The organism is Dethiosulfovibrio faecalis (genome assembly GCF_021568795.1).
GTDB classification, from domain to species: domain Bacteria; phylum Synergistota; class Synergistia; order Synergistales; family Dethiosulfovibrionaceae; genus Dethiosulfovibrio; species Dethiosulfovibrio faecalis.
On record NZ_JAKGUE010000003.1, the window covers coordinates 85,041 to 104,800 of the forward strand.

Annotated in this window: 21 protein-coding genes; 14 read left to right on the forward strand and 7 right to left on the reverse strand. The window is 57.7% G+C overall.

Annotation, left to right across the window (positions count from 1 at the left end; all coding sequences use genetic code 11):
- The first annotated feature begins 23 nt into the window (after positions 1 to 23).
- The 13 genes from L2W58_RS03940 to L2W58_RS04000 all read left to right on the forward strand — a co-directional run bounded on the left by L2W58_RS03940 (position 24) and on the right by L2W58_RS04000 (position 11,653).
- Positions 24 to 281 carry a (2Fe-2S) ferredoxin domain-containing protein gene (locus L2W58_RS03940; RefSeq protein ID WP_236101717.1) on the forward strand — a complete coding sequence of 86 codons (258 nt, stop codon included), beginning with the start codon at positions 24 to 26 and terminating at the stop codon, positions 279 to 281.
- On the forward strand, positions 278 to 2,038 hold the full coding sequence (locus L2W58_RS03945) for a [Fe-Fe] hydrogenase large subunit C-terminal domain-containing protein (RefSeq protein ID WP_236101718.1): 1,761 nt from the start codon (positions 278 to 280) through the stop codon (positions 2,036 to 2,038). Before L2W58_RS03940 ends, L2W58_RS03945 begins: the two co-directional genes overlap by 4 nt.
- On the forward strand, positions 2,035 to 3,210 hold the full coding sequence (locus tag L2W58_RS03950; RefSeq protein WP_236101719.1) for a SpoIIE family protein phosphatase: 1,176 nt from the start codon (positions 2,035 to 2,037) through the stop codon (positions 3,208 to 3,210). The genes L2W58_RS03945 and L2W58_RS03950 overlap by 4 nt, the downstream gene beginning before the upstream one ends.
- 66 nt (positions 3,211 to 3,276) lie before the next feature.
- Positions 3,277 to 3,993 carry a fibronectin type III domain-containing protein gene (locus L2W58_RS03955; protein ID WP_236101720.1) on the forward strand — a complete coding sequence of 239 codons (717 nt, stop codon included), beginning with the start codon at positions 3,277 to 3,279 and terminating at the stop codon, positions 3,991 to 3,993.
- Between the two features lie 188 nt (positions 3,994 to 4,181).
- Positions 4,182 to 5,333, forward strand: a complete 1,152-nt coding sequence (locus L2W58_RS03960; protein ID WP_236101721.1) for an ABC transporter substrate-binding protein — start codon at positions 4,182 to 4,184, stop codon at positions 5,331 to 5,333.
- Positions 5,334 to 5,420: 87 nt separating this feature from the next.
- Positions 5,421 to 6,302, forward strand: coding sequence for a branched-chain amino acid ABC transporter permease (locus tag L2W58_RS03965; RefSeq protein WP_236101722.1), 882 nt, complete (start codon positions 5,421 to 5,423; stop codon positions 6,300 to 6,302).
- Positions 6,303 to 6,304: 2 nt separating this feature from the next.
- Positions 6,305 to 7,165, forward strand: a complete 861-nt coding sequence (locus L2W58_RS03970) for a branched-chain amino acid ABC transporter permease (RefSeq protein ID WP_236101723.1) — start codon at positions 6,305 to 6,307, stop codon at positions 7,163 to 7,165.
- Positions 7,162 to 7,932, forward strand: a complete 771-nt coding sequence (locus tag L2W58_RS03975) for an ABC transporter ATP-binding protein (RefSeq protein ID WP_005659993.1) — start codon at positions 7,162 to 7,164, stop codon at positions 7,930 to 7,932. The genes L2W58_RS03970 and L2W58_RS03975 overlap by 4 nt, the downstream gene beginning before the upstream one ends.
- Positions 7,929 to 8,660, forward strand: a complete 732-nt coding sequence (locus tag L2W58_RS03980) for an ABC transporter ATP-binding protein (RefSeq protein ID WP_420827983.1) — start codon at positions 7,929 to 7,931, stop codon at positions 8,658 to 8,660. The genes L2W58_RS03975 and L2W58_RS03980 overlap by 4 nt, the downstream gene beginning before the upstream one ends.
- A gap of 170 nt (positions 8,661 to 8,830) precedes the next feature.
- Positions 8,831 to 9,172, forward strand: coding sequence for a hypothetical protein (locus L2W58_RS03985; protein WP_236101725.1), 342 nt, complete (start codon positions 8,831 to 8,833; stop codon positions 9,170 to 9,172).
- 2 nt (positions 9,173 to 9,174) lie between these two features.
- Positions 9,175 to 10,185: a helix-turn-helix transcriptional regulator gene (locus L2W58_RS03990; RefSeq protein ID WP_236101726.1), complete on the forward strand. Its 1,011-nt coding sequence runs from the start codon at positions 9,175 to 9,177 to the stop codon at positions 10,183 to 10,185.
- A gap of 64 nt (positions 10,186 to 10,249) precedes the next feature.
- Complete coding sequence (locus tag L2W58_RS03995; protein WP_236101980.1) at positions 10,250 to 11,260, forward strand: helix-turn-helix transcriptional regulator; 1,011 nt, start codon at positions 10,250 to 10,252, stop codon at positions 11,258 to 11,260.
- A 48-nt stretch (positions 11,261 to 11,308) separates the two neighbouring features.
- The gene (locus L2W58_RS04000) at positions 11,309 to 11,653 is read left to right on the forward strand and encodes a hypothetical protein (protein ID WP_236101982.1); all 345 of its coding nucleotides are present in this window, start codon (positions 11,309 to 11,311) and stop codon (positions 11,651 to 11,653) included.
- A gap of 79 nt (positions 11,654 to 11,732) precedes the next feature.
- On the opposite strand, the gene L2W58_RS04005 is transcribed toward L2W58_RS04000, so the two are convergent.
- The 4 genes from L2W58_RS04005 to L2W58_RS04020 form a co-directional block, all read right to left on the reverse strand.
- Positions 11,733 to 12,107: a PH domain-containing protein gene (locus L2W58_RS04005; RefSeq protein WP_236101727.1), complete on the reverse strand. Its 375-nt coding sequence runs from the start codon at positions 12,105 to 12,107 to the stop codon at positions 11,733 to 11,735.
- 45 nt (positions 12,108 to 12,152) lie between these two features.
- The gene (locus L2W58_RS04010) at positions 12,153 to 12,941 is read right to left on the reverse strand and encodes an ABC transporter ATP-binding protein (protein ID WP_236101728.1); all 789 of its coding nucleotides are present in this window, start codon (positions 12,939 to 12,941) and stop codon (positions 12,153 to 12,155) included.
- The gene (locus L2W58_RS04015) at positions 12,920 to 13,756 is read right to left on the reverse strand and encodes an ABC transporter permease (protein WP_236099084.1); all 837 of its coding nucleotides are present in this window, start codon (positions 13,754 to 13,756) and stop codon (positions 12,920 to 12,922) included. The genes L2W58_RS04010 and L2W58_RS04015 overlap by 22 nt, the downstream gene beginning before the upstream one ends.
- A gap of 72 nt (positions 13,757 to 13,828) precedes the next feature.
- Positions 13,829 to 14,914, reverse strand: coding sequence for an ABC transporter substrate-binding protein (locus L2W58_RS04020; RefSeq protein WP_236101729.1), 1,086 nt, complete (start codon positions 14,912 to 14,914; stop codon positions 13,829 to 13,831).
- A gap of 34 nt (positions 14,915 to 14,948) precedes the next feature.
- Here L2W58_RS04020 and L2W58_RS04025 point away from each other — a divergent pair, with 34 nt between their 5' ends.
- Positions 14,949 to 15,653 (forward strand): DNA-3-methyladenine glycosylase, encoded by a 705-nt coding sequence (locus L2W58_RS04025; RefSeq protein ID WP_236101730.1) that lies wholly within the window; start codon positions 14,949 to 14,951, stop codon positions 15,651 to 15,653.
- On the opposite strand, the gene mdoH is transcribed toward L2W58_RS04025, so the two are convergent.
- The 3 genes from mdoH to L2W58_RS04040 are packed head-to-tail and all read right to left on the reverse strand — an operon-like array spanning position 15,637 to position 19,718.
- Positions 15,637 to 17,751 (reverse strand): glucans biosynthesis glucosyltransferase MdoH, encoded by a 2,115-nt coding sequence (gene mdoH / locus L2W58_RS04030; protein ID WP_236101731.1) that lies wholly within the window; start codon positions 17,749 to 17,751, stop codon positions 15,637 to 15,639. The genes L2W58_RS04025 and mdoH overlap by 17 nt on opposite strands.
- Before the next feature lie 4 nt (positions 17,752 to 17,755).
- Entirely contained in the window at positions 17,756 to 18,103 is a 348-nt protein-coding gene (locus tag L2W58_RS04035; protein ID WP_236101732.1) for a hypothetical protein, read from the reverse strand.
- Positions 18,087 to 19,718 carry an OpgD/OpgG family glucan biosynthesis protein gene (locus L2W58_RS04040; protein ID WP_236101733.1) on the reverse strand — a complete coding sequence of 544 codons (1,632 nt, stop codon included), beginning with the start codon at positions 19,716 to 19,718 and terminating at the stop codon, positions 18,087 to 18,089. The genes L2W58_RS04035 and L2W58_RS04040 overlap by 17 nt, the downstream gene beginning before the upstream one ends.
- Positions 19,719 to 19,760 lie beyond the last annotated feature (42 nt).

The window sequence follows — 19,760 nt, forward strand, 5'->3', positions numbered from 1 at the left end:
TAAGGGGAAAGGGGAGTCGGGCGGTGATCAGCCACACCATAGTGATATGCATGGGCAGTTCCTGCTTCTCCAGAGGAAATCAGGAAAACCTCCTGGAGATAAAGACCTTTCTGAAAGACAACGGCCTGGAGGACCAGGTACTTCTGAAGGGCAGCAGATGCGAGGGTGAATGCCTTAAAGGCCCTAACGTAACCGTGGACGGAAGGCTTTTCAACGGGGTGAAGAAAGAGGACATCCTTTCCATCCTGGAGGAGACCCTTCTAGGAGGAGCTAAACCATGATCCCCGTAACCGCGGACCCCGGAACCTTCCCCATATACACGGTCAAGAACGACTGCCAAGACTGCTACAAGTGCGTCCGGGCCTGTCCTGTAAAGGCCATAAAGATCGAGAACGGACACGCCCAGGAGATATCGGACCACTGCGTCCTCTGCGGAAGATGCGTAGAGATATGTCCGGTAGGGGCGAAGAGGATAAGGGACGACAGACCAGAGGCGGAGAGACTTCTGAGATCGGGAAAACCGGTTTACGTTTCAATAGCTCCCTCCTGGGTGGGCGAGTTTCCCGACGTGTCTCCGGGAAGGATGATCCGTGCCCTGAAGGCCCTGGGGTTCGCCGAGATCGGTGAGACCGCCCTGGGAGCCCAGGAGGTAACGGCGTCCCTGGCGGAGTTTCTCAGGGACGCCGGACCGGGGTTGTATCTGTCCACCGCCTGCCCCAGCGCGGTGGAGTACGTCAGACGGTATCTTCCCCACCTTACAAAATGCCTCACCCCGGTGCTGTCGCCCCTTCTGGCCCACTGCAAGCTGATCCGGCGGGCCGCCGGACCGGATGCCCCTATAGTTTTCTTCGGTCCCTGCATAGCCAAGAAGGTCGAGGCCGACGGCCACGGCGACATGCTGGCCTGCTCCCTGACGTTCAAGGACCTGAGGGCCTGGCTTGAGGAGAGGGGCATAGACCTGGATCGTATCGACGACGGTCCGGAGGACTTCTTTCCCGTCAAGGCCGACGAGGGAACCCACTACCCCATAGAGGGCGGGATGATAGAGACCATAAAGGCATCGGGAGAGTTTCCCGACGTCCGTTTCCTGACCATATCAGGGATGAACTCCCTTCAGAGGGCTCTGGACAAGGTAGATCCCCGGGGCTTTTCCGTTCCGGTTTTCATGGAGTGCCTGGCCTGCCCGGGAGGGTGCATCAACGGCCCGGGCTCTCAGAAAAGCCATTCCAGCCTGTCTCGATGGATGAACGTCAAGGACTTCGCCGGACCTCTGGAGAAGGCCCCTGCCCGCACTGTCTCGGTGCCGGTGGACGAGCCCTACCTACCTCAGAGATCGGACGAGGGGAACGTGACGGAGGAACAGATAAAGCTGGCCCTCAGGATGATAGGCAAGACCTCCGAGGAGGACGAGCTGAACTGCGGCGGCTGCGGCTACGACACATGTCGTGCCATGGCGAAGGCCCTGGTGCTGGGACGGGCGGAGGTCACCATGTGCGTCTCCTACATGAGGAAGAAGGCCCAGAAGAAGGCCAACGCCCTCCTCAGGAGCATGCCCTCCGGCGTCGTCATAGTCGACCACGATCTGAGCATAGTGGAGTGCAACGAGAGGTTCGCCAACCTGATGGGTCCCGAGACCGCCGGCCTTTACGACCTTTCCGACGGCCTCAAGGGAGCGAGACTGGCCCGGATAGCCCCGACCTTCGCCCATCTGGTAGAGGGCGTGCTGGACACCGACGAGGACGTCCACTACGACCATTTCAGGGCCGGGGAAAAGCTCTTCGAGATAACGGTGTTCTCCATAGAGCCTCATCTGACGGTGGGAGCGGTGATACTGGACGTCACCCGCCGGGAGATACGGAGGGACCAGATAGCCCACAGGGCCAACGAGGTCATAAGGAAGAACCTGGCGACGGTGCAGGAGATAGCCTGCCGCCTGGGAGAGCACATGGCGGACACCGAGATACTCCTCAGGGACATCGCCGAGGGTTACGGATCGGAGAACGACCCGGACCCTAAACCCAGGGGGCGGACCTCTTGAACGGGCCTCTCTTTCTGGAGGTGGACGTGGCACAGAGGGCCAAGGAGGGGCAGGGTATCTGCGGAGACTCCTTTTTAAGTCACCGCATGCCCGATAAAAACCGGGTGCTGTCGGTGCTCTCGGACGGACTGGGCAGCGGGGTGAAGGCGAACATACTTTCCTCCATGACGGCCACCATGGCCCTCCGCTTCGCCGCCAGCGACATGGACTTTCTCCACTCGGCGGAGATCATGATGGAGGCCCTTCCGATCTGCCAGGTCAGGAAGATAAGCTACGCCACCTTCACCGTGGTGGACAGCGTCCTGAAGGGATGGACCAGGATGATAGAGATGGACAACCCGTCCTCCATAGTCATCCGGGACGGAGAGGTCCTTCCCCTGTCGTACCGGGAGGTCGAGTCACCGAAGTGGAACGACAGGAAGATAAGGATGTCCGAGATACTGACCCAACCGGAGGACCGCATAATAATCATGTCCGACGGCATAACCCAGTCAGGAATGGGCACCTACTCCCACCCCCTGGGCTGGGGAGAGGAGGGATGCCGCTCCTTCGTGCTGAAGACGGTCCGACGAAGGCCGGACATATCCGCCGGAGATCTGGCGGTCAGGATAATGGAGGAGGCCATCTCGAAGGAGCCGTCCAGGAGGAGCGGCGACGACATGACCTGCGCCGTGATGTACTTTCGCAGGCCCAGGAATCTCGTACTCCTCACAGGGCCTCCCTTCTCGAAGGATAGGGACGGAGAGTACGCTACCATTTTGAAGGAGTTCGAGGGAACCAAGGTGATATGCGGAGGCACCACGGCGGAGATAGTGGGCCGCAGACTGGGCAGGTCCATAGAGACCGACCTGGAAAGCTGGTCTCCCGGAGTTCCGCCCCGATCCTCCATGGAGGGGGTGGACCTCATAACCGAGGGGATACTTACCCTGACCGAGGCCAAGAAGATACTGGAGAGCCAGAGAGGGCTGGAGGAGGACAACCCCGCGTCGGAACTGGCCCGACTGCTGCTGGACAACGACGTAATAAACTTCGTGGTGGGAACCAGGATAAACGAAGCCCATCAGGATCCTACCCTTCCTGTGGAGATAGAGATAAGGCGCAACATAGTAAAGGCCATGGCGACGGTGCTGGAGGAGAAACACCTCAAGGAGGTCTCCATAAGGTACTTTTGACGTCCGATAGTTTTCTGCTAATATATTGTCGGGACAGGATGAATTAAAAAGAAAAGAGGAGATGCAATGATCTGCCCGATAAAGAGATGGACTTTATTTATTTCCATTTTCGCGTTTTTCGCCTTCTCAGGACTTTCCGAAGCCGCATCGTTGGACGCGGTCTTTCCCGCCAACAACGCCAGCGACGTCGAACCCGGCACCATAACCCTTACGTGGGAGGCGATGGACAACGCCACCTACAGCCTGTCTTTCGGAACCGGCGCAGGCTCCATGTCTCCGATATCTCTCAGAGATAACTCGCTGCCTATGGCGGACGTCTCGGCAGCGTCGGGAACCTCCTATTACTGGCAGGTCTCCGGAACAAGCGCCAGCGGCGACGTCGTACAGTCTTCGGTATGGCGCTTCACCACTGCGGAACTCGAGGCCGGAGAGCTGGAGGCTGTCTATCCGACGGATAAAGGGACGAGCATCCCCTACGGAAAGGTCACCCTGAGGTGGAAATCCTCCCTACCGAACATGTATTTCGACCTTTATTTCGGCAAAGACGCCTCTTCATCCGAGAAAATAGCGTCCAATCTCCAGGATCCCCTGTTCGACGTTCAGGTTTCGGAGGGAAGGGAATACCTCTGGTGGGTCGTGGCCAAAAACTCGGAGGGGCTTGAGGCATCTTCGTCCATATGGTCCTTTAAAACAAAGGGAGACGACTCCATCGGAGGAGGTTGCAACCTCTCCTCTTTAAAACACGGCATGGTTTTGATGCTTCCACTGCTGTTTTTCCGCTGAAACCGAATACCCGTTTTCTGAACTTAAAAACAGAACGAATTGAAGACTGGAGGGCTCTTTTTCGAAAGAGTCCTCTTAACTTTCTGAAATATTAGCCTTCGGAGCTTTGTTTCGCACCGTGAATCTGGTACAATATTTTATGTGAAACTCTGAAGTATCTTTATCATCAGAAAGGGGAGAGAGTAAACTTGAGGAAATTATTTGTTCTCTGTATGGCCGCCGCTCTTTGCTGCACGATGGCAGCCGGAGCCATGGCGGAGGAAACAGTCAAGATAGGGTATCTAGCAGCTCTGACCGGCGACTGGGCAGCATACGGTCAGACCGAGAAGAACACGGCACAGTTGGCCGTAGACGAGATCAATGCCAAGGGCGGCATCGACGGCAGGAAGGTCGAGCTGGTCGTCTACGATTTCAGAGGTCGTCAGGAAGACGCGGTCAACGCAGTCCGTCGTCTTCTCGAGGAAGATAAGGTATCGGCCATAGTCGGAGCAAACGCCAGCGGCATAAACATAGCCACGGCGGCTCTGGTCAACAGGGCCGAGGTTCCCCAGATCGGCACCGTCTCCACCAACCCGATGGTAACGGTCGACAGAAAGGGCAGAGTCCGCCCCTACAGCTTCAGAATATGCTTCACCGATCCCTATCAGGGCAAGCTCATAGCCTGGTTCTCCGCCAAGGAACTCGGCAAGACCAAGGCCGCGGTGCTCTACGACATAGCCAGCGACTACGCTCAGGGACTTAGGGAGTTCTTCATAAAGAGCTTCAAGGAGTACGGCGGAGAGACCGTCGCTGACGAGGCCTTCAAGGGCGGCCAGGACGTGGACTTCCGGGCCCAGCTCACCAAGATCCGGGAGGCCGGAGCCGACGTACTCGTCCTTCCCAACATGGGCAAGGAGATGGCCCTCATAATGAAGCAGGCCAGAGAGCTCGGCATGGACGACCTGGTATTCGTCGGCGGAGACGGCTACGCCGAGTTCATGTGGGAGATCGCCGGCAAGTCTATGGAGAACTCCTACTGGATCAACCACGTCTCCCCCAGCGACCCCAACATGGCCAAGTTCTTCGAGGACTACAAGGCCAAGTACAACGACGAGTGTAAGGAGTTCGTCAACGGCATCCTCGGATACGACGCCATGTACTGGCTCTTCGACGCCATCGACAGAGCCGACTCGACCGACCCGGTCAAGATAGCCCAGGCACTGGCCGACACCAAGGACCTACAGCTCCACCACGCCACCATAACGATGGACGAGTTCCACAACCCCCTCAACAAGGACGGCATAGTCCTGATAGCCAAGGACGGCAAGGGACAGTTCTTCAAGAAGATCAAGCCCGAATAAAAACGGCGAAATAAGCTTATCCCGAGACGGGTGTGCCGGGAGCACACCCGTCTTTTCATCAAGACCTCACGAGAGGAGGCTGGGAATGTGGCAACGCTGATACAACAGATAATAAACGGTCTATCCCTGGGCTCCATCTACGCCCTCATAGCCGTCGGCTATTCCCTGGTTTATTCCATACTTATGTTTTCCAACTTCGCCCACGGCGGTTTTCTTATAATAGGTGGCTATTTCTGTTATTTCGCCCTGAACTCGGCGGGGTTCAACATCTGGATAGCCGGATTCGGAGCCCTGGTAGGAGCGGGCTTCGCCGCCGTAGCGACCGAAAGACTGACCTACAAACCCATAAGGGAGAGGACCTCGGTCACCCTTTATCTTCTTATAGCCTCGATGGGAATGAACATAGTCATCGAGAACATATTCGTCATAGTGGCGGGAGGTCGATTCAGAGCCCTGCCGCCGGTCATACCGACCACTCCGGTTCACCTCTTCGGAAACGCCACCACCAGCGCACTGGACCTGATATCGCTGGTAACGGCATTCGTCTTTCTGGGAGGGCTTCAGCTCTTCCTCACCAAGACGAAATGGGGACTGGCGATCAGGGCGGCTGCCTGCGATCTAAGGGTCGCGGGATTGATGGGGGTCAACACCAGCAAGCTGATCTCCATAGTATTCTTCGTCGCCGGGCTTCTGGCGGCCGTGGGAGGGATATTCCTCTCCGTCCGCTACACCCTGTATCCCCAGCTGGGAATGATCACCATAAAGGCCTTCGTGGCGGCGGTCATAGGCGGTCTGGGGTCCCTTCCCGGAGCCGTCGTCGGCAGCCTGATCCTGGGACTGTCGGAGATGCTCACGGCAGGCTTCCTTTCCAGTCAGCTCAGAGACCTGGTCGTGTTCTCTCTGCTGGTAGTAACCCTCATAGTCCGTCCAACCGGCCTCTTCGGCAAAGACGTCAAGGAGAAGGTGTAGCCATGTCAGCATATGCCGAAGGTATTTTCATACTGTTGCTCATAAACGCCATAGCGGCCATGGGAGTATCGCTCCTCACGGGGTTCACCGGGATATTCACCCTCGGTCACGCAGCCTACCTGGCCCTGGGATCCTACACCACCGCCATACTCACGCTGGACTACGGCATCGCCTGGCTACCGGCAGTCCTGGCCGGTGGAATAGTCGCCATGGTGGTGGGCTATCTCATAGGGCTTCCCACATTGAAACTGATGGGAGACTACTACGCCATAGCCTCCATAGGTCTGGCCGAATCCATAAGGCTCATACTGGAAAACTGGCAGAGCCTGACCAACGGAGCCAGAGGTCTGGCGGGAATAGACACCTTCACCACGCTGCCCGTGGCGCTGTCTTTCTTCATAGTCATGGCGATAGCGGCGTTCTGTCTGATAAACGGACGGTTCGGCCGCTCCCTCAAGGCCTGTCGGGACGACCACGTCGCAGCGGCACTTCTCGGATTCGACGTAGCCAAGATAAGGGTGGCCAGCCTGTCCATATCGGCCCTCTACTGCGGCCTGGCCGGAGGGCTCTACGCCGGGTTCATATCCTTCATACAGCCCATGATGTTCGACATGCTCAAGTCCACAGAGATGACCGCCGTGGTGGTCTTCGGAGGACTGGGCTCCATGAGCGGCTGTATCCTGGGAACTACCGTCATAACCATGGTCACCGAGCTGTTCCGACCCATATCTCAGTACAGGATGCTCATCTACGGCCTGGTTCTGGTCCTGGTGATGGTCCTCCGTCCCGAGGGAATGATGGGACAGCACGAGATAGGAGGCCTTTTGAAGCGACTTTTCAGGAGAGGCGGTGATCGCTCATGACCGCCATACTCGAACTGGACAACCTCAACAAGTTCTTCGGAGGCGTACACGCCGTCAGGGACGTGTCGTTCTCCCTGGAAAAAGGGGAGCTGGCCGGGCTCATAGGCCCCAACGGCGCGGGAAAGACCACCATATTCAACCTGATAACCGGCGTCTATCCCCTGGACTCGGGGCACATCGTCTCGAACGGCAAGGAGATAAACGGGCTGAGGACCTGCGACGCGGTCGGACTGGGCATAGCCAGGACATTCCAGAACCTGCGGCTCTTCAAGGGCTCCACAGTGCTGGAAAACGTCATGACCGCCGGACAGAGACACCACCGCTATTCCTTCCTAGAAGCGGCCACCCATCTGGGACGGTGGAAGAAGACGGAAAAGACCATCCGGGACGAGGCCATGGAATATCTGGAAAAGGTAAACCTGGCCAAAGACGCCGACAGGATGGCAGGGACACTTCCATACGGACATCAGAGAAGGCTGGAGATAGCCAGAGCACTGGCCCTAAGGCCCGAGCTTCTTCTGCTGGACGAACCGGCGGCGGGAATGAACCCGGAGGAGGTCCAGGCCCTTAACGGTCTTATAGTGGGCATACACAAGGAGTTCGACCTCACCATACTGGTCATAGAGCACCACATGGAGCTGGTGATGGAGATTTGTCCTCACGTGGTCTGTCTGAACTTCGGCGCCGTCATAGCCGAGGGGCCGCCGGAGGAGATACAGGGCAACCCGGAGGTCCTCAAGGCCTATCTCGGCGAGGAGGTGGAATGATGGACGGCAAAAAACCGCTTCTCTCGGTCAGAGGACTGGAGGTAAGCTACGGAGCAATAAAGGCCCTGCTCGGAGTGGATCTGGACGTTTACGAGGGAGAGATCGTCTCGGTCATAGGGGCCAACGGCGCCGGAAAATCCACCTTGATGAACGCCATAATGGGCGACGTGCCCAGACAGGCCGGCGAGGTCTCTCTGGAGGGCAAGCCTCTCTCCAGCAAAAGCTTTCAGGTTGTTCACCAGGGAGTATCCCTCTCTCCGGAGGGACGAAAGGTATTCGCGCCGCTGACGGTGGAGGAAAACCTCATGATGGGCGCCTTTCCCAGACAGGACAGGTTGGAGATACACCGAACCCTGGCCCACGTCTTCGAGCTCTTCCCCAGGCTGGAGGAGAGACGGCAACAGTACGCCGGGACCCTCTCAGGAGGGGAACAGCAGATGCTGGCCATAGGAAGGGCCCTCATGTCGGCCCCCAGGGTGCTCCTGCTGGACGAGCCGTCTCTGGGACTGGCTCCCATAGTGATAAAGGACATCTTCAAGGAACTCAAGACCATAAACGAAGGAGGCATGACCATCCTGTTGGTGGAACAGAACGCCAGACAGGCTCTCATGCTGTCCCACAGGGCCTACGTCCTTCAGACCGGAAGGGTCACCATGGAGGGACCGTCGAAGGAACTCCTGGCCAACCCGGAGGTCGAGGCCGCCTACCTGGGAACGGGGCATCACTAAAAAACAGCATAAAAATCGATAAGCGCTATAAAAAGAGCCGAAAACCCCACATGCATGGGGTTTTCGGCTCTTTTCGCTCAAAAAAAATTTTTCACGATCCCTCCGACCTATCTTGTCGCACCTAATAGGTACAGTAGTGTAGACGACAACATATTTAAGGAGGGAAAAACGTGAATCGGACAACTCAATTTCTCGATCCTTCCATTAAGAAAAATATAATAAAGGAACTATCCGAACTGTCCCGAGAGATGAACTCCACTGAGGGACCGCTCAGCGGCGTCATAAAGTCGAAGATAGACCATAAGATAGAGTACTTCCGCAAATGGATGTCCGGAGACATACCGTCGGACTCGGGGCAAATATTGATGGAGACCGAGACCATGGAGCTACTGGTCGAGGTAGCCATCAGGAACTGCCGCTCCAGCCTTTCGGATACAAGCTCCGATAGGATAAGAGAGCGTTGCAGCAGGATATCCAGAACCGTGAGACATATAGCCGGGCAGGTCTCTTAAAGATGGGAAAAAGCACATCCTCCGCCAGAGCCGTAAGGCTGAACAACATAATGAGACAGCTTCTCTTCCACAGAGAGGTCGACGGGGATGCGTTGCTGACGACCTCCTGCGCAAACACCAGGAGGACCTTCGAAAGGGATCTTCAGTTCCTGCGGACCGAACACGGTGCAGACATAGTCTACGATCCTTGGAGAAAGAGCTACCGTCTAGAGAACAGGGGGTCCTTCGTGCCGACCTTCCCTGTAAGCGAAAGGGAGGTGATGGGCCTAATGGCGGGCATAAAAATGGCCTCCCACGCCCTTCCCTATCTGAAGGACGAGATGGCGTCCCTCTGGAGCAGGATCAAGGCGGTGCTTCCAGAGGAACTGGGCCAGAAAGGGGAGGCTATGGGAGATGCCTCCGTGTGGGCCCTTCCTGTGACCTCGCTGGACCCCAGGATCTTCGAGAGTCTCGTCGACTCCATCAGGACCAAAAGTACGGTCAGACTGGTTTGCTCCACCGCCGGGACCGGCGATCTGATCGTGTCGCCCTGGGAGCTGTTCTTTCAGGGCGACTACTGGTACCTGTGGGGAAGCCACGACGACCGCCCCGAGGGATACACCTACCCCCTCCACGAGATAAAATCCCTGATCGTATGGGACCGGGATAATTACGCCATTCCGCCCGACGCAGGGAATTTATGTTCCGCTTGCTGGACCGGCCCTCCCGGAACGATTCAACACGAGGTGAGCATACTGGTTCTGCCTCCACTTTCCTCGGTGATCGACGCCACGCTGTGGCATCCGACACAGAGGATAACTCGCCTTTCCAGAGACGCGGTGCTACTGGAGGTTACTGTGGGATCCAACGCCCTGGACACGGTGGCCCGTTGGATAATGGCCAGGGCCCCTCTGGCCGTACCGCAATCGCCGGAAAGACTTGTGAACAATGTGGAGAGGATGCTATGCGGTTTGAGGCGAAACATGGACAGAGATTACGGAGATCTCACCGATCTTGGGGAAGCGGGAGACTGATCGGCCATTAAGGTCTAAAATGGGGATGTATGCACCCAAACGCCGAACGGAAAGGACCTTGTCGATGCCCAAAGAGATCGGATCAAACAGGATAAAAAGGCTGAACTCCATAATGGAGAAACTCTGCTCCCGCACGGTGCTCCCGGGGAAGGATATCAGGGAAACCGCCGAGTCGGTCTCCGCCAGAACCCTACAGAGAGACCTCAGCTATCTAAGAAACGAGTTCGGAGCCGACATCCTGTACGACCCCTCTTCCGACTCGTACAGTTTAAAGAACAGAGGCACCTTCGTGCTCCAGATACGACTGAGGGAATCCCAGATACAGGGGCTGGCGGCCGGCATCAAGATGGCCTCCCATTTTCTACCCCATATGGAGGAGGACCTGAAGGACCTCTGGGCCAAGATGGCGTCCATATTGCCTCCGGACCTGGTCCGAAAGGGCGAGACTCTCGGCCTGGCCTCGGTGGTATCCACCCCGGTATCGTCCATGGATCCCAGGACCTTCCACCTTCTGATAAAGGCGATACAGGAGGAAAAACCGGTCCGTTTTTCCTATCGATCGCCCTACGACGACGACCCCGACGACAAAGACAGGTTCGTGTCTCCATGGGGAGTCTTCTTTCAGGCCCACGCCTGGTACCTATGGGGAAGCCATCCCAAACTGCCCCAAGGGGCGACATACCGCATATCCCGAATAGACAAGGCCCTACTGTGGCCCGACACCGACTACGAAAGCCCTCCGGAAAATCAGGGTCTTACCGACTACGCGTCCTCATGCTGGTACGCCTACAGAGGCGGCAAAGAGGTGGACGTTAAGCTCAGGATAGATCCACCACTCTCCCGGGTCATACCGGAGACATCCTGGCATCCCAGCCAGACCTTCGAGGAAAGAGAGGACGGCTCGTCCACCATGACGGTCAGAATCCACGAAAACGCCCTGGAATCGGTGGCAAGGTGGGTCCTGGCCAGCGCGCCCTTCGTGACCGTCGAAAGCCCCATGAAACTGGCGGATCAGGTGGAAAAGCTGCTTAACCGATTACAGGACAAAACGACGACGAAAGTATTGCAGAACTAACTTTTTGAGGGTAAAATCGGGGCATATCGTGGAAAGACGGTGATTGACATGGGAAAGGAGCTGCTGCTCGGCTCTCTGGCCTTCGGCCTATTCGTGGTGTGTCCCAGGATGGCCGGGATGATGCACGTCATATCGGGGCAGGAAAGCCTGTCGATGATGAAGACCGTCCTGGTCGGGACGCTGTTTTCCGTGCCTCTGTTGATGCTGATGGTTTTGGTGTTCGGCAAGTTCGGCGTCTGGGGAGCTCTGGCGGTATGCGTTCTGACCGATCTGGGAGCCGCTCTGGTTATGGGGTCGGTGAGTCCCAGGGCCGGGGTGGAGACGGCCGTGATAGCCCTGTTCGTCATACTGGGAGTTAAGGTGGCACCGCTTATCTCGAGGGCTTTTTTCTGACATCGAGTTAAAAGGCGGGCCCGGAATCGGGGAAACACCGCGATCCCGGGCCCGCCTTTCCGTTACGCCCGACCGGTTTCTACAGCACGGCGGCGCCGAGTATCCGATATATGTCCTCTATGCTTGAATCCTTTTTGAACTCGTAGGTAAGAGGTATGTCCTGCCCTCTGACCCAGATCTTGAGCTCCGCGTCCAGATCGAAATGCCCGGCGCTCTCCTTGGAGAAACAGACTATGCTGCCGTATGGAACGGTCAGATAGGATACCTTTTTCCCGGTCATACCCTGCTTATCCATGACTATGAGCCTCTTGTCGGTGAAGACGAACATGTCCCTGACCAGCTTGTAAGCCGCCTGAACATCCTCGCCCTCGATCAGCATGGATGCGAACTCCTCCCGAACCCTTTCCAGATCGGTCTCGGTAGCGTGTCCCATCAAACCTCTTATAAGTCCCATGAACGTCCTCCTGATCTAAGGAATATAGTTCCATTCTATACCATATCAGGAACGGCACCCCACCTCCCGGTCCAGCATGGAGAGCACCTCGTAGGCCAGTTCGCCGAATCGGGGATCGGAACGACGCCTCGGCCTCTCTATAGGAACCGTGATGATCTCCCTGATCCTGCCGGGCCTGGCTGACATGACGACTATCCTGTCCGCCAGAGAGACCGCCTCGTCGACGCTGTGGGTCACGAACAGGACGGTCTTTCTGTGGGCCTCCCATATCCTCAAAAGCTCGCCCTGGAGCAGTATCCTGGTATGGGCGTCCAAAGCACCGAAGGGCTCGTCCATCAGCAGAACCTCGGGATTGTTCACCAGGGCCCTGGCGATGGCCGCCCTCTGCCTCATCCCGCCGGAAAGCTCGTAGGGATAGGCGTCGGCGAACTCCGCAAGCCCTACGAGGTCGAGATATTCCTCGACCAATCCTCCGTATGATTCGGGCTTCTCCCCTGCAAGCTCGGGCCCAAGGCCCAGATTCCCCGCCACGGTGCGCCAGGGAAGAAGGGAGTATTCCTGGAAAACCATGCCCCGCTCCCTACCGGGACCGGATATCTCCGACCCCATATAGCGGGCCTCGCCGCCCGTAGGGGTCTCCAGTCCGGCCAGTATCCTCAACATGGTCGACTTGCCGCAGCCGGAGGGACCCACTATGCATATGAACTCGTTCGGATCGACCTCCAGATCGACCGGAGCCAGAGCCTTGACCAGATCTCCCTTTTCGGTCACGAAGGTCTTCTCCAGCGAGGACACGGATATAACCGGAACGGTCATCTCGACAGCCTCTGCCATCCGAAACACCGGGCCTCCACGACCCTGAACCCCCAGTCCATAAAGGCTCCGACCAGACCGATGCTCACCATCCCGGCAACTACAACGTCGGTCCTCGCCACGGTGTAGGCGTGGGTTATGAGATATCCCACCCCGGAAAGGCTTCCTGGCAGCATCTCCGCCGAAACGAGACACATCCAGGCTACCCCCAGCCCCACCCTCATTCCCGTCACGATGGAAGGAGCGGCGGCTGGAAGAAGCACCTTGACGAAAAGGTCCCTCTCGGAGGCACCGAGAACCCTGGACGACTCCACCAATATCTTCGGCACGTTGGAGACCCCGTATATGGTGTTGCTGAGAACGGGGTAGAACGCCCCTATGAATATGATGAACAGCATCGAAAGCTTGAGGTTGTTGAGCCATATATACCACTGCCCCTCCTCGATCCCGACCAAGGTGGCGAAGCTGGCCACTCCGAACCAGGCAAGCACCAGAGGAACCCAGGCCAGAGGAGGAATAGGCCTGAACAGGCCGAGGAACATGTTCAAGAGACCGTAGATTCTTTTGGAAGCCCCCATGATCAATCCCAGAGGGATCGCCACTACGACGGCAAGAGAGTACCCCACGAGAACCCTCACAAGACTCACGGCGACGTTTCCTGCCATGGATCCCATGCTTATGACGTCGGTACCGGGATGGAACAGAAGGGTTCCTACCTCCCTCAACCCCGGAAGAATCAGGTCGTTTCCGACCTGCACCGCCACCACGTTCCATAAAACGAGAAAGATAAAAGGAACCACCATGGGAGCAAACAGAGCCCCACCAGAACGTATCATCCGCAGAAACCCCTTTCAAAAAAAGCCCCCTCGGCAAAAAAGCCGAAGGGGATCGTCGTATATCGAATGGACTTATCTCACGAAGGAGAAATCGAAGAGTCCCTCCTGGACGTCCTCAAGCCGTTTTCCGGCGAACGAGCCCTTGAACTTGCCCATCTTGTCCAGATAGGTCATGAACACTCCCGCTCCGGTTATCCAGTTCTCCGAGGGATCGGTGGTGTAGACTATGGTCGACTTCTTGGCGGCCTCCGCCGGTATGCCGATCCAGCCGGCTCCCAACGTGGCGGCCTCTTCCTTGTTGTCGTTGCACCATGAGCAGGTCTTGGTCATGAGATCGACGAAGGCCTTGACCACAGGTCCGTCCGAGGCGATGGTCTCCTCCCTGGCTGCCACCACGCAGCAGGGGAAGTTGGACCACTTGCCTGCCGGAGGAAGATCCCTCAGGTCCATGAGGACCTTGCCGGCGCCTCTGAATGCGGCCATCTCAGGGAAGGGATCGGGGCCTACCCAGGCGTCCACCTGTCCGCTCGTAAGGGCGGGGATAAGGTTGGAGGTCGACTTGAGGTCAACCAGGAATACGTCGGCGTCCTCTCCCATCTTCTGGGTCACGGAGATATCGTTGTCGAACATGGCGCTTTCGAATATTATCCTGGGAGCACTGGTGGGGGAGTGATATCCCACCTTTATCGGTTTATCCGAGTTCCTCAAGGCGTCCAGAAACTCGTCCCACGAACCGTAGGGACTGTCAGAGGGCACCACGAGGCCTATTCCGTCGGCGTGAAGAGGGCAAAGCACCTTGACGGGAGTTCCCTTGTCCCTGGCGGTCATCATGGCCGGCAGAGATCCCATGCCGAGATCGATATGTTTCTGAGCGAAGAGAACGGCCGTCTCCGATCCGCTCTTGGCCACAACGACGTTGAGCCTGGCGACCTTCTCTCCGTCTACGAAGAGATCGTATTTCTCCTTGGGGACGACCTGCTCCAGCCAGATACCCTGATCCTTGAGCCCTTCGCATTTGGACATGGCCACCATGAAAGGCTCGTGGTGGGTGGTGAAGATGTAGCTCACCCTCACAGTTGGAACTTCGGCGGCCATGGAGGGGGACAGGGCAGCCAGACCAAGTAACACCGACAGACAAAGAACCACAAATTTTTTCACACTAAAAGCTCCTTCCCGACACGAGGTGATTGTTATGCGAAAAGATTATAATGTGTATTCTTGCTTCGGTCAAAATCCGGAGGCATGTTTTTCCCCGTTAGACGTAAGCTTCTACGAAAGGTCCTGTTTCGCCGTGGCCAGAGAGCTTCTGGGATCCCTGCTTGTGAGCTTCGCTGGGGGAGAGCCTACGGTCGGAAGGATAGTGGAGGTGGAGCCCTACATCGGAGCCTACGACAGAGCATCCCACGCCTGGCCCATGAAGAGGACCCCCCGCACCGAGGCCATGTTCGGTCCCGGAGGGAGGGCCTATATATTCTTCGTCTACGGCATGCACCATCAGCTGTGCGCCGTGACAGGGCCGGAGGGAACGCCGGACGCTGTGCTGATAAGGGCTCTTGAACCCATCGAGGGGATCGACGTCATGACCCGTCGGAGAAATCAGCCCCTGAAAAGGCTCTGCGACGGCCCAGGGAAGCTGTGCTCCGCTCTGGCGGTCACCTCCGAGCTGTACGGGATCGACCTGACCGACCCCTCGTCGCCCCTCACGATAAGGAAGGGAGAGCCGATCGGAGACGACCGGATCCTGGCGGCCCCCAGGGTCGGTGTGGCCTACGCCGGACCATATGCCACGGTTCCGTGGAGGATGTACCTTAAGGACTGCCCTTGGGTCAGCGTGAAGGACCGCTCCGCCGTGCCCTACCAGTCGCTTCCGAAAAACACCTTCACCCCGCAGGACTGAAGCCTATTCCCCATTCGGAGGCCTTCAGGTCGTCCTCCAGGGTCCATACCCGGCGGTGAAGCTCCGCCAGGGCGGCGGGATCCTTGAGAAGCTCCATCTTATCCCCGGAGCCAAGGGAGCCTGGGCCCTCGGCGATGGCCCTATCCACCAGGGGAAGCCTGTCGGGCCTTATCCTCGTTCCCTCATGGCCACAGGACGCAAGCAGTGAAATATGGAGGCCGTGAACCCTGGGATCGGTGACGGCTCTGAGAAAACCCTGTCTTTCCGAAAAGGAAAACGGGCTGTAGGGAGGTCTCTCTCCGTCGATATGGTCCTTCACCTCCGCCAGCTCTCGGGGAAGCCGAATCTCCTCCGGGATGACCAGAAGGCCTAACCGTCTGAGAGATCTGCCCACCGAGACCCTGCTGGTGAAGACCGAGAGGGGGACCGAAAAGGCCAGAGACAGGACTATAGGGGATATCCAGGGGAAAAACGACGGATTGACCAGATACAGCAGCCCTCCCCAAACGATCCCCAGAAGGGTCGCCCACCAGTGGACCGACGCCGCGTCGACCCAGGCGGTTCCTCGATCGTCCCTGGACTGGGTTCCCCATCCGACGTCCTTTCCCAGCAACGTTCCGATCACGAACAGGCTGTGGTGGATCATCCTTATAGGAGCCAACAGGGTCGACAGCAGAACCTCTACCAATATTCCACCGGCGAGCTTGCCTCTTCCTCCGAAGGAAGAGGCTCCGGGATCCTTCAACAGCACCAACGAGAAGCTGAGCAGCTTCGGCAGAAACAGAAGCACCGCCGTCGAACCCAGCAGAGCCAGAGCCCAATGGGGATGCCAGACCGGCCACTGGGGAAATAGGGTCTTGGTCTCCAGGAAATAGCTTGGCTCCAGTACGACCTCCGCCAAAGCCTGCACCGAGCTTATGAGGAGAAAGACCAGCCACAACAGAGCGGATCCGTATGACAGAACCCCGTTCAGAAACAGGGCCCTGTGGGTCGGGAAGAACCCCCTGGTGAACATCAGCCTCATATGCTGGAGGTTCCCCTGACACCACCGTCGATCCCTCTTTAGCTCGTCCAACAGGGTTGGTGGGGTCTCCTCGTAGCTTCCATCCAGATCGTAGGCCAGCCACACACCGTAACCGGCCCTTCTCATGAGGGCGGATTCCACGAAATCGTGGCTCAGTATGTCGCCGCTCAAAGCCCCCTTTCCGGACAGCCTGGGAAGCTGACAGTGCTTCGTGAAGGGCTCCACCCTTATTATGGCGTTGTGTCCCCAGTACTGACCGTCTCCCAGCTGCCAGAAGTGTATCCCGGCGGCGAACATGGGCCCATAGACCCTGTTGGCGAACTGCTGGGCTCTGGCGATGAAGGTCTCCCTGTTAACCCCGGCGGGAGGGGTCTGAAGTATGCCTATATCCGGACGATCCTCCATTATCTGGACCATCCGAACCATGGTTCTCCCGGCCATGACGCTGTCGGCATCGAAGACTATCATGTAACGGTAGTTTTTCCCCCATCGACGACAGAAATCCGCTATATTGCCGCTCTTGCGCTTGGCGTTGCTTCGCCTCTTTCTGTAGAACACCCTGCCGAAACAGTCCCTGTCGCTGCAAAAACGGTGCCAGGCCGCCTCCTCCTCGACCCAGACGTCCGGATCGGTGCTGTCGCTCAGGACGAAGAAATCGAAACGGTCGGACGAACCGGTCCTCTCAAGGGAATCGTAGACAGCCTCCAGACCGGCCATGACCTTCTTGACGTCCTCGTTGTAGACCGGGATGAGAACGGCGGTCCGGGCGGAGACGTCGGCTATGGACAGATCCCGTCCCCGACAGTGATTGGAGGGAGAATAACGGTTCTTCCCAGCCAAAAGCAGCACGAATCCCATGAAGGCGGTCCAGAAACCGACGGATATCCAAGCGAAGAGGACCCCGAAGAGGATCAGCAGCAATACCTCCAGAGGGGTCCCTCCCTTCGAGGGAAGCACCGAGGCCATGGTGCGACAGGCCGCCGCGGTCGGGAACAGTATAAGGGCCAGCAGAAGGGCCCTTCTCCAGGCGGCGCTCCGATACCAGAGATTCGGAGAAAGGTTCTTCATCGACATCGGCCTATCTCCTCAGACCGAACAGATCGTCCCGCCAGGACCTGAGAGCCCTGACGATGGCGGTCTTCCAGGGAACCAGGTCCATCTCCTCCGAGACCATCACGGCCCTGTTCAGAGGAGGAACCGACGCTCTGGGTATCGATTTTTCCGTACCGATCGAGTCCTTCCTCTCTTCCAAGACATCCCAAAGGGATTCCATGGCCTCCTTCGGAGAGGACGCACCGCTTCGAGATAGCCCCTCCAGTGCCAGATCCAGGGCCACCTCTGCCGGGACGTCCAGGGACCCGGCGTATAACAGCGCCCTATCCCTGGTCATTCGACGAAGCTCCTCGGATTTAAGGACGCCACTCATAGGTCCAGGTCTCCGTGAGGGGTTCGGTCAGGTTCTCCCCTTTTTTCAGCAGTGCGGACAGCTCTACGACGGGGCGGTTTCCCATCGAGGGGAACAGCGCCCTGAGTGACTCGTCGACGCCGGAGGTCACCCTGAAGGAGAGTCTCCAGCCCCCTGTAACGTCGTTTTTCACTAGCTGCTTGTCCACCAGCTTGGCTCCATCCCCGACGTAGACTATGCTGGACAGAGGTCCGTCCTCGGGGATATCGTCCAGGAGCCCTCCCTCGAAATCCACCACGAAGCGAACCGTCTTGGGGTCCCCTCCGTCGGCCATTCTGGTGGCTACCACACGTCCCAGAGGGTGGACCGCCTCTCCGGGAGCCATCCAGCTCATGCGATAGGAGAAGTAGAGCTTTTTCGGATAGGTCGGGGCCTCTCCCTCGGCTGCTTTCATCTTGTCCGGTATCCAGTAGGCCACCACGTTATCGTGGATCTCGCTGTTCGTGGGAATCTCCACCAGCTCGACCCGACCCTTTCCCCATCCCTCGGCAGGCTCTATCCACAGAGACGGACGTCTCTCGTATCGGGCCTCCAGGTCCTGATAATGGTCGAAATCGGCGTCTCTCTGGACCAGTCCGAAACCGCCGGGATCGGCCATCTCGACGGAGGACAGGGAGAGCCGTCTCGGATTGCACAGTGGACGCCAGAGCCACTTGCCCTCCGAGTCACAAGTCAGCAGGCCATCCGAATCGTGGACCTCGGGACGGAAGTCGCCGGGCCGTCCGTTGTCGTTTTCTCCGTACAGGAACATGCTGGTAAGGGGGGCTATCCCCAGCTTGGCCACGTCCCTACGAAGAAACAGATCGCATGAAACGTCCAGCTCGGTGGTCTCCCCGGGATCTATCACGAAACGATAGGCTCCGGTCATTCCGGGACTGTCCAAAAGGGCGTAGACGGTCATAACGTCATCGCTAGCCTTCGGCCTGTCCAGCCAGAACTCCCTGAAATAGGGAAACTCCTCGCCGGACTGCAACGCCGTGTCCACAGCCAGTCCCCGAGCGGAGAGCCCGTACTGAACCCCTTTCGCCACCGCCCTGAAATAACTGGCGCCGAGGAAAACCGCCACCTCGTCCTTGTAGTCGTCTTTGTTGAGATGGTGATGGACCCTGAAGCCTGCGAAATCCATGGAGACCGCCGCAACCCTATCGGCCAAGGAGCTGTCGCCGTATTCGAACATATCGGAGGAGAAGGCCACAGGCTCGACCCTTCCCTCGTCCACCACGTTCACCCTGACGAAACGATTGTAGAACAACCCCGGGTGAAAGAACTGGACCTCGAAAGGCAGATTATCCCCTCTCCAGAGGGACTCTTCCGGGTTAAAGCGGATCTTTCTCCAATCGTCGTAGCTGAGATCCAGCAGAAAACCCGGCACGACCCCTTCCGGATCCTCGAAATCCGAGGAGGCCAGCTCCTCCGCCATATCCCTCAATACACGGAAGGAGAAGACGTCGCCGGACAGATCTCCCGACGTCGCCTCCTCCGCTATAGCCGGCCCCGAGACCGACAGACAGGCCGCCCCTAAAAGGGCCGACAGTATTATCCTACGGAAAAACTTGAGTCTTTCGATAAAAATCAAATGAGACTCCCCCTAATCTTAAAGGATGGCCTACATAGTACA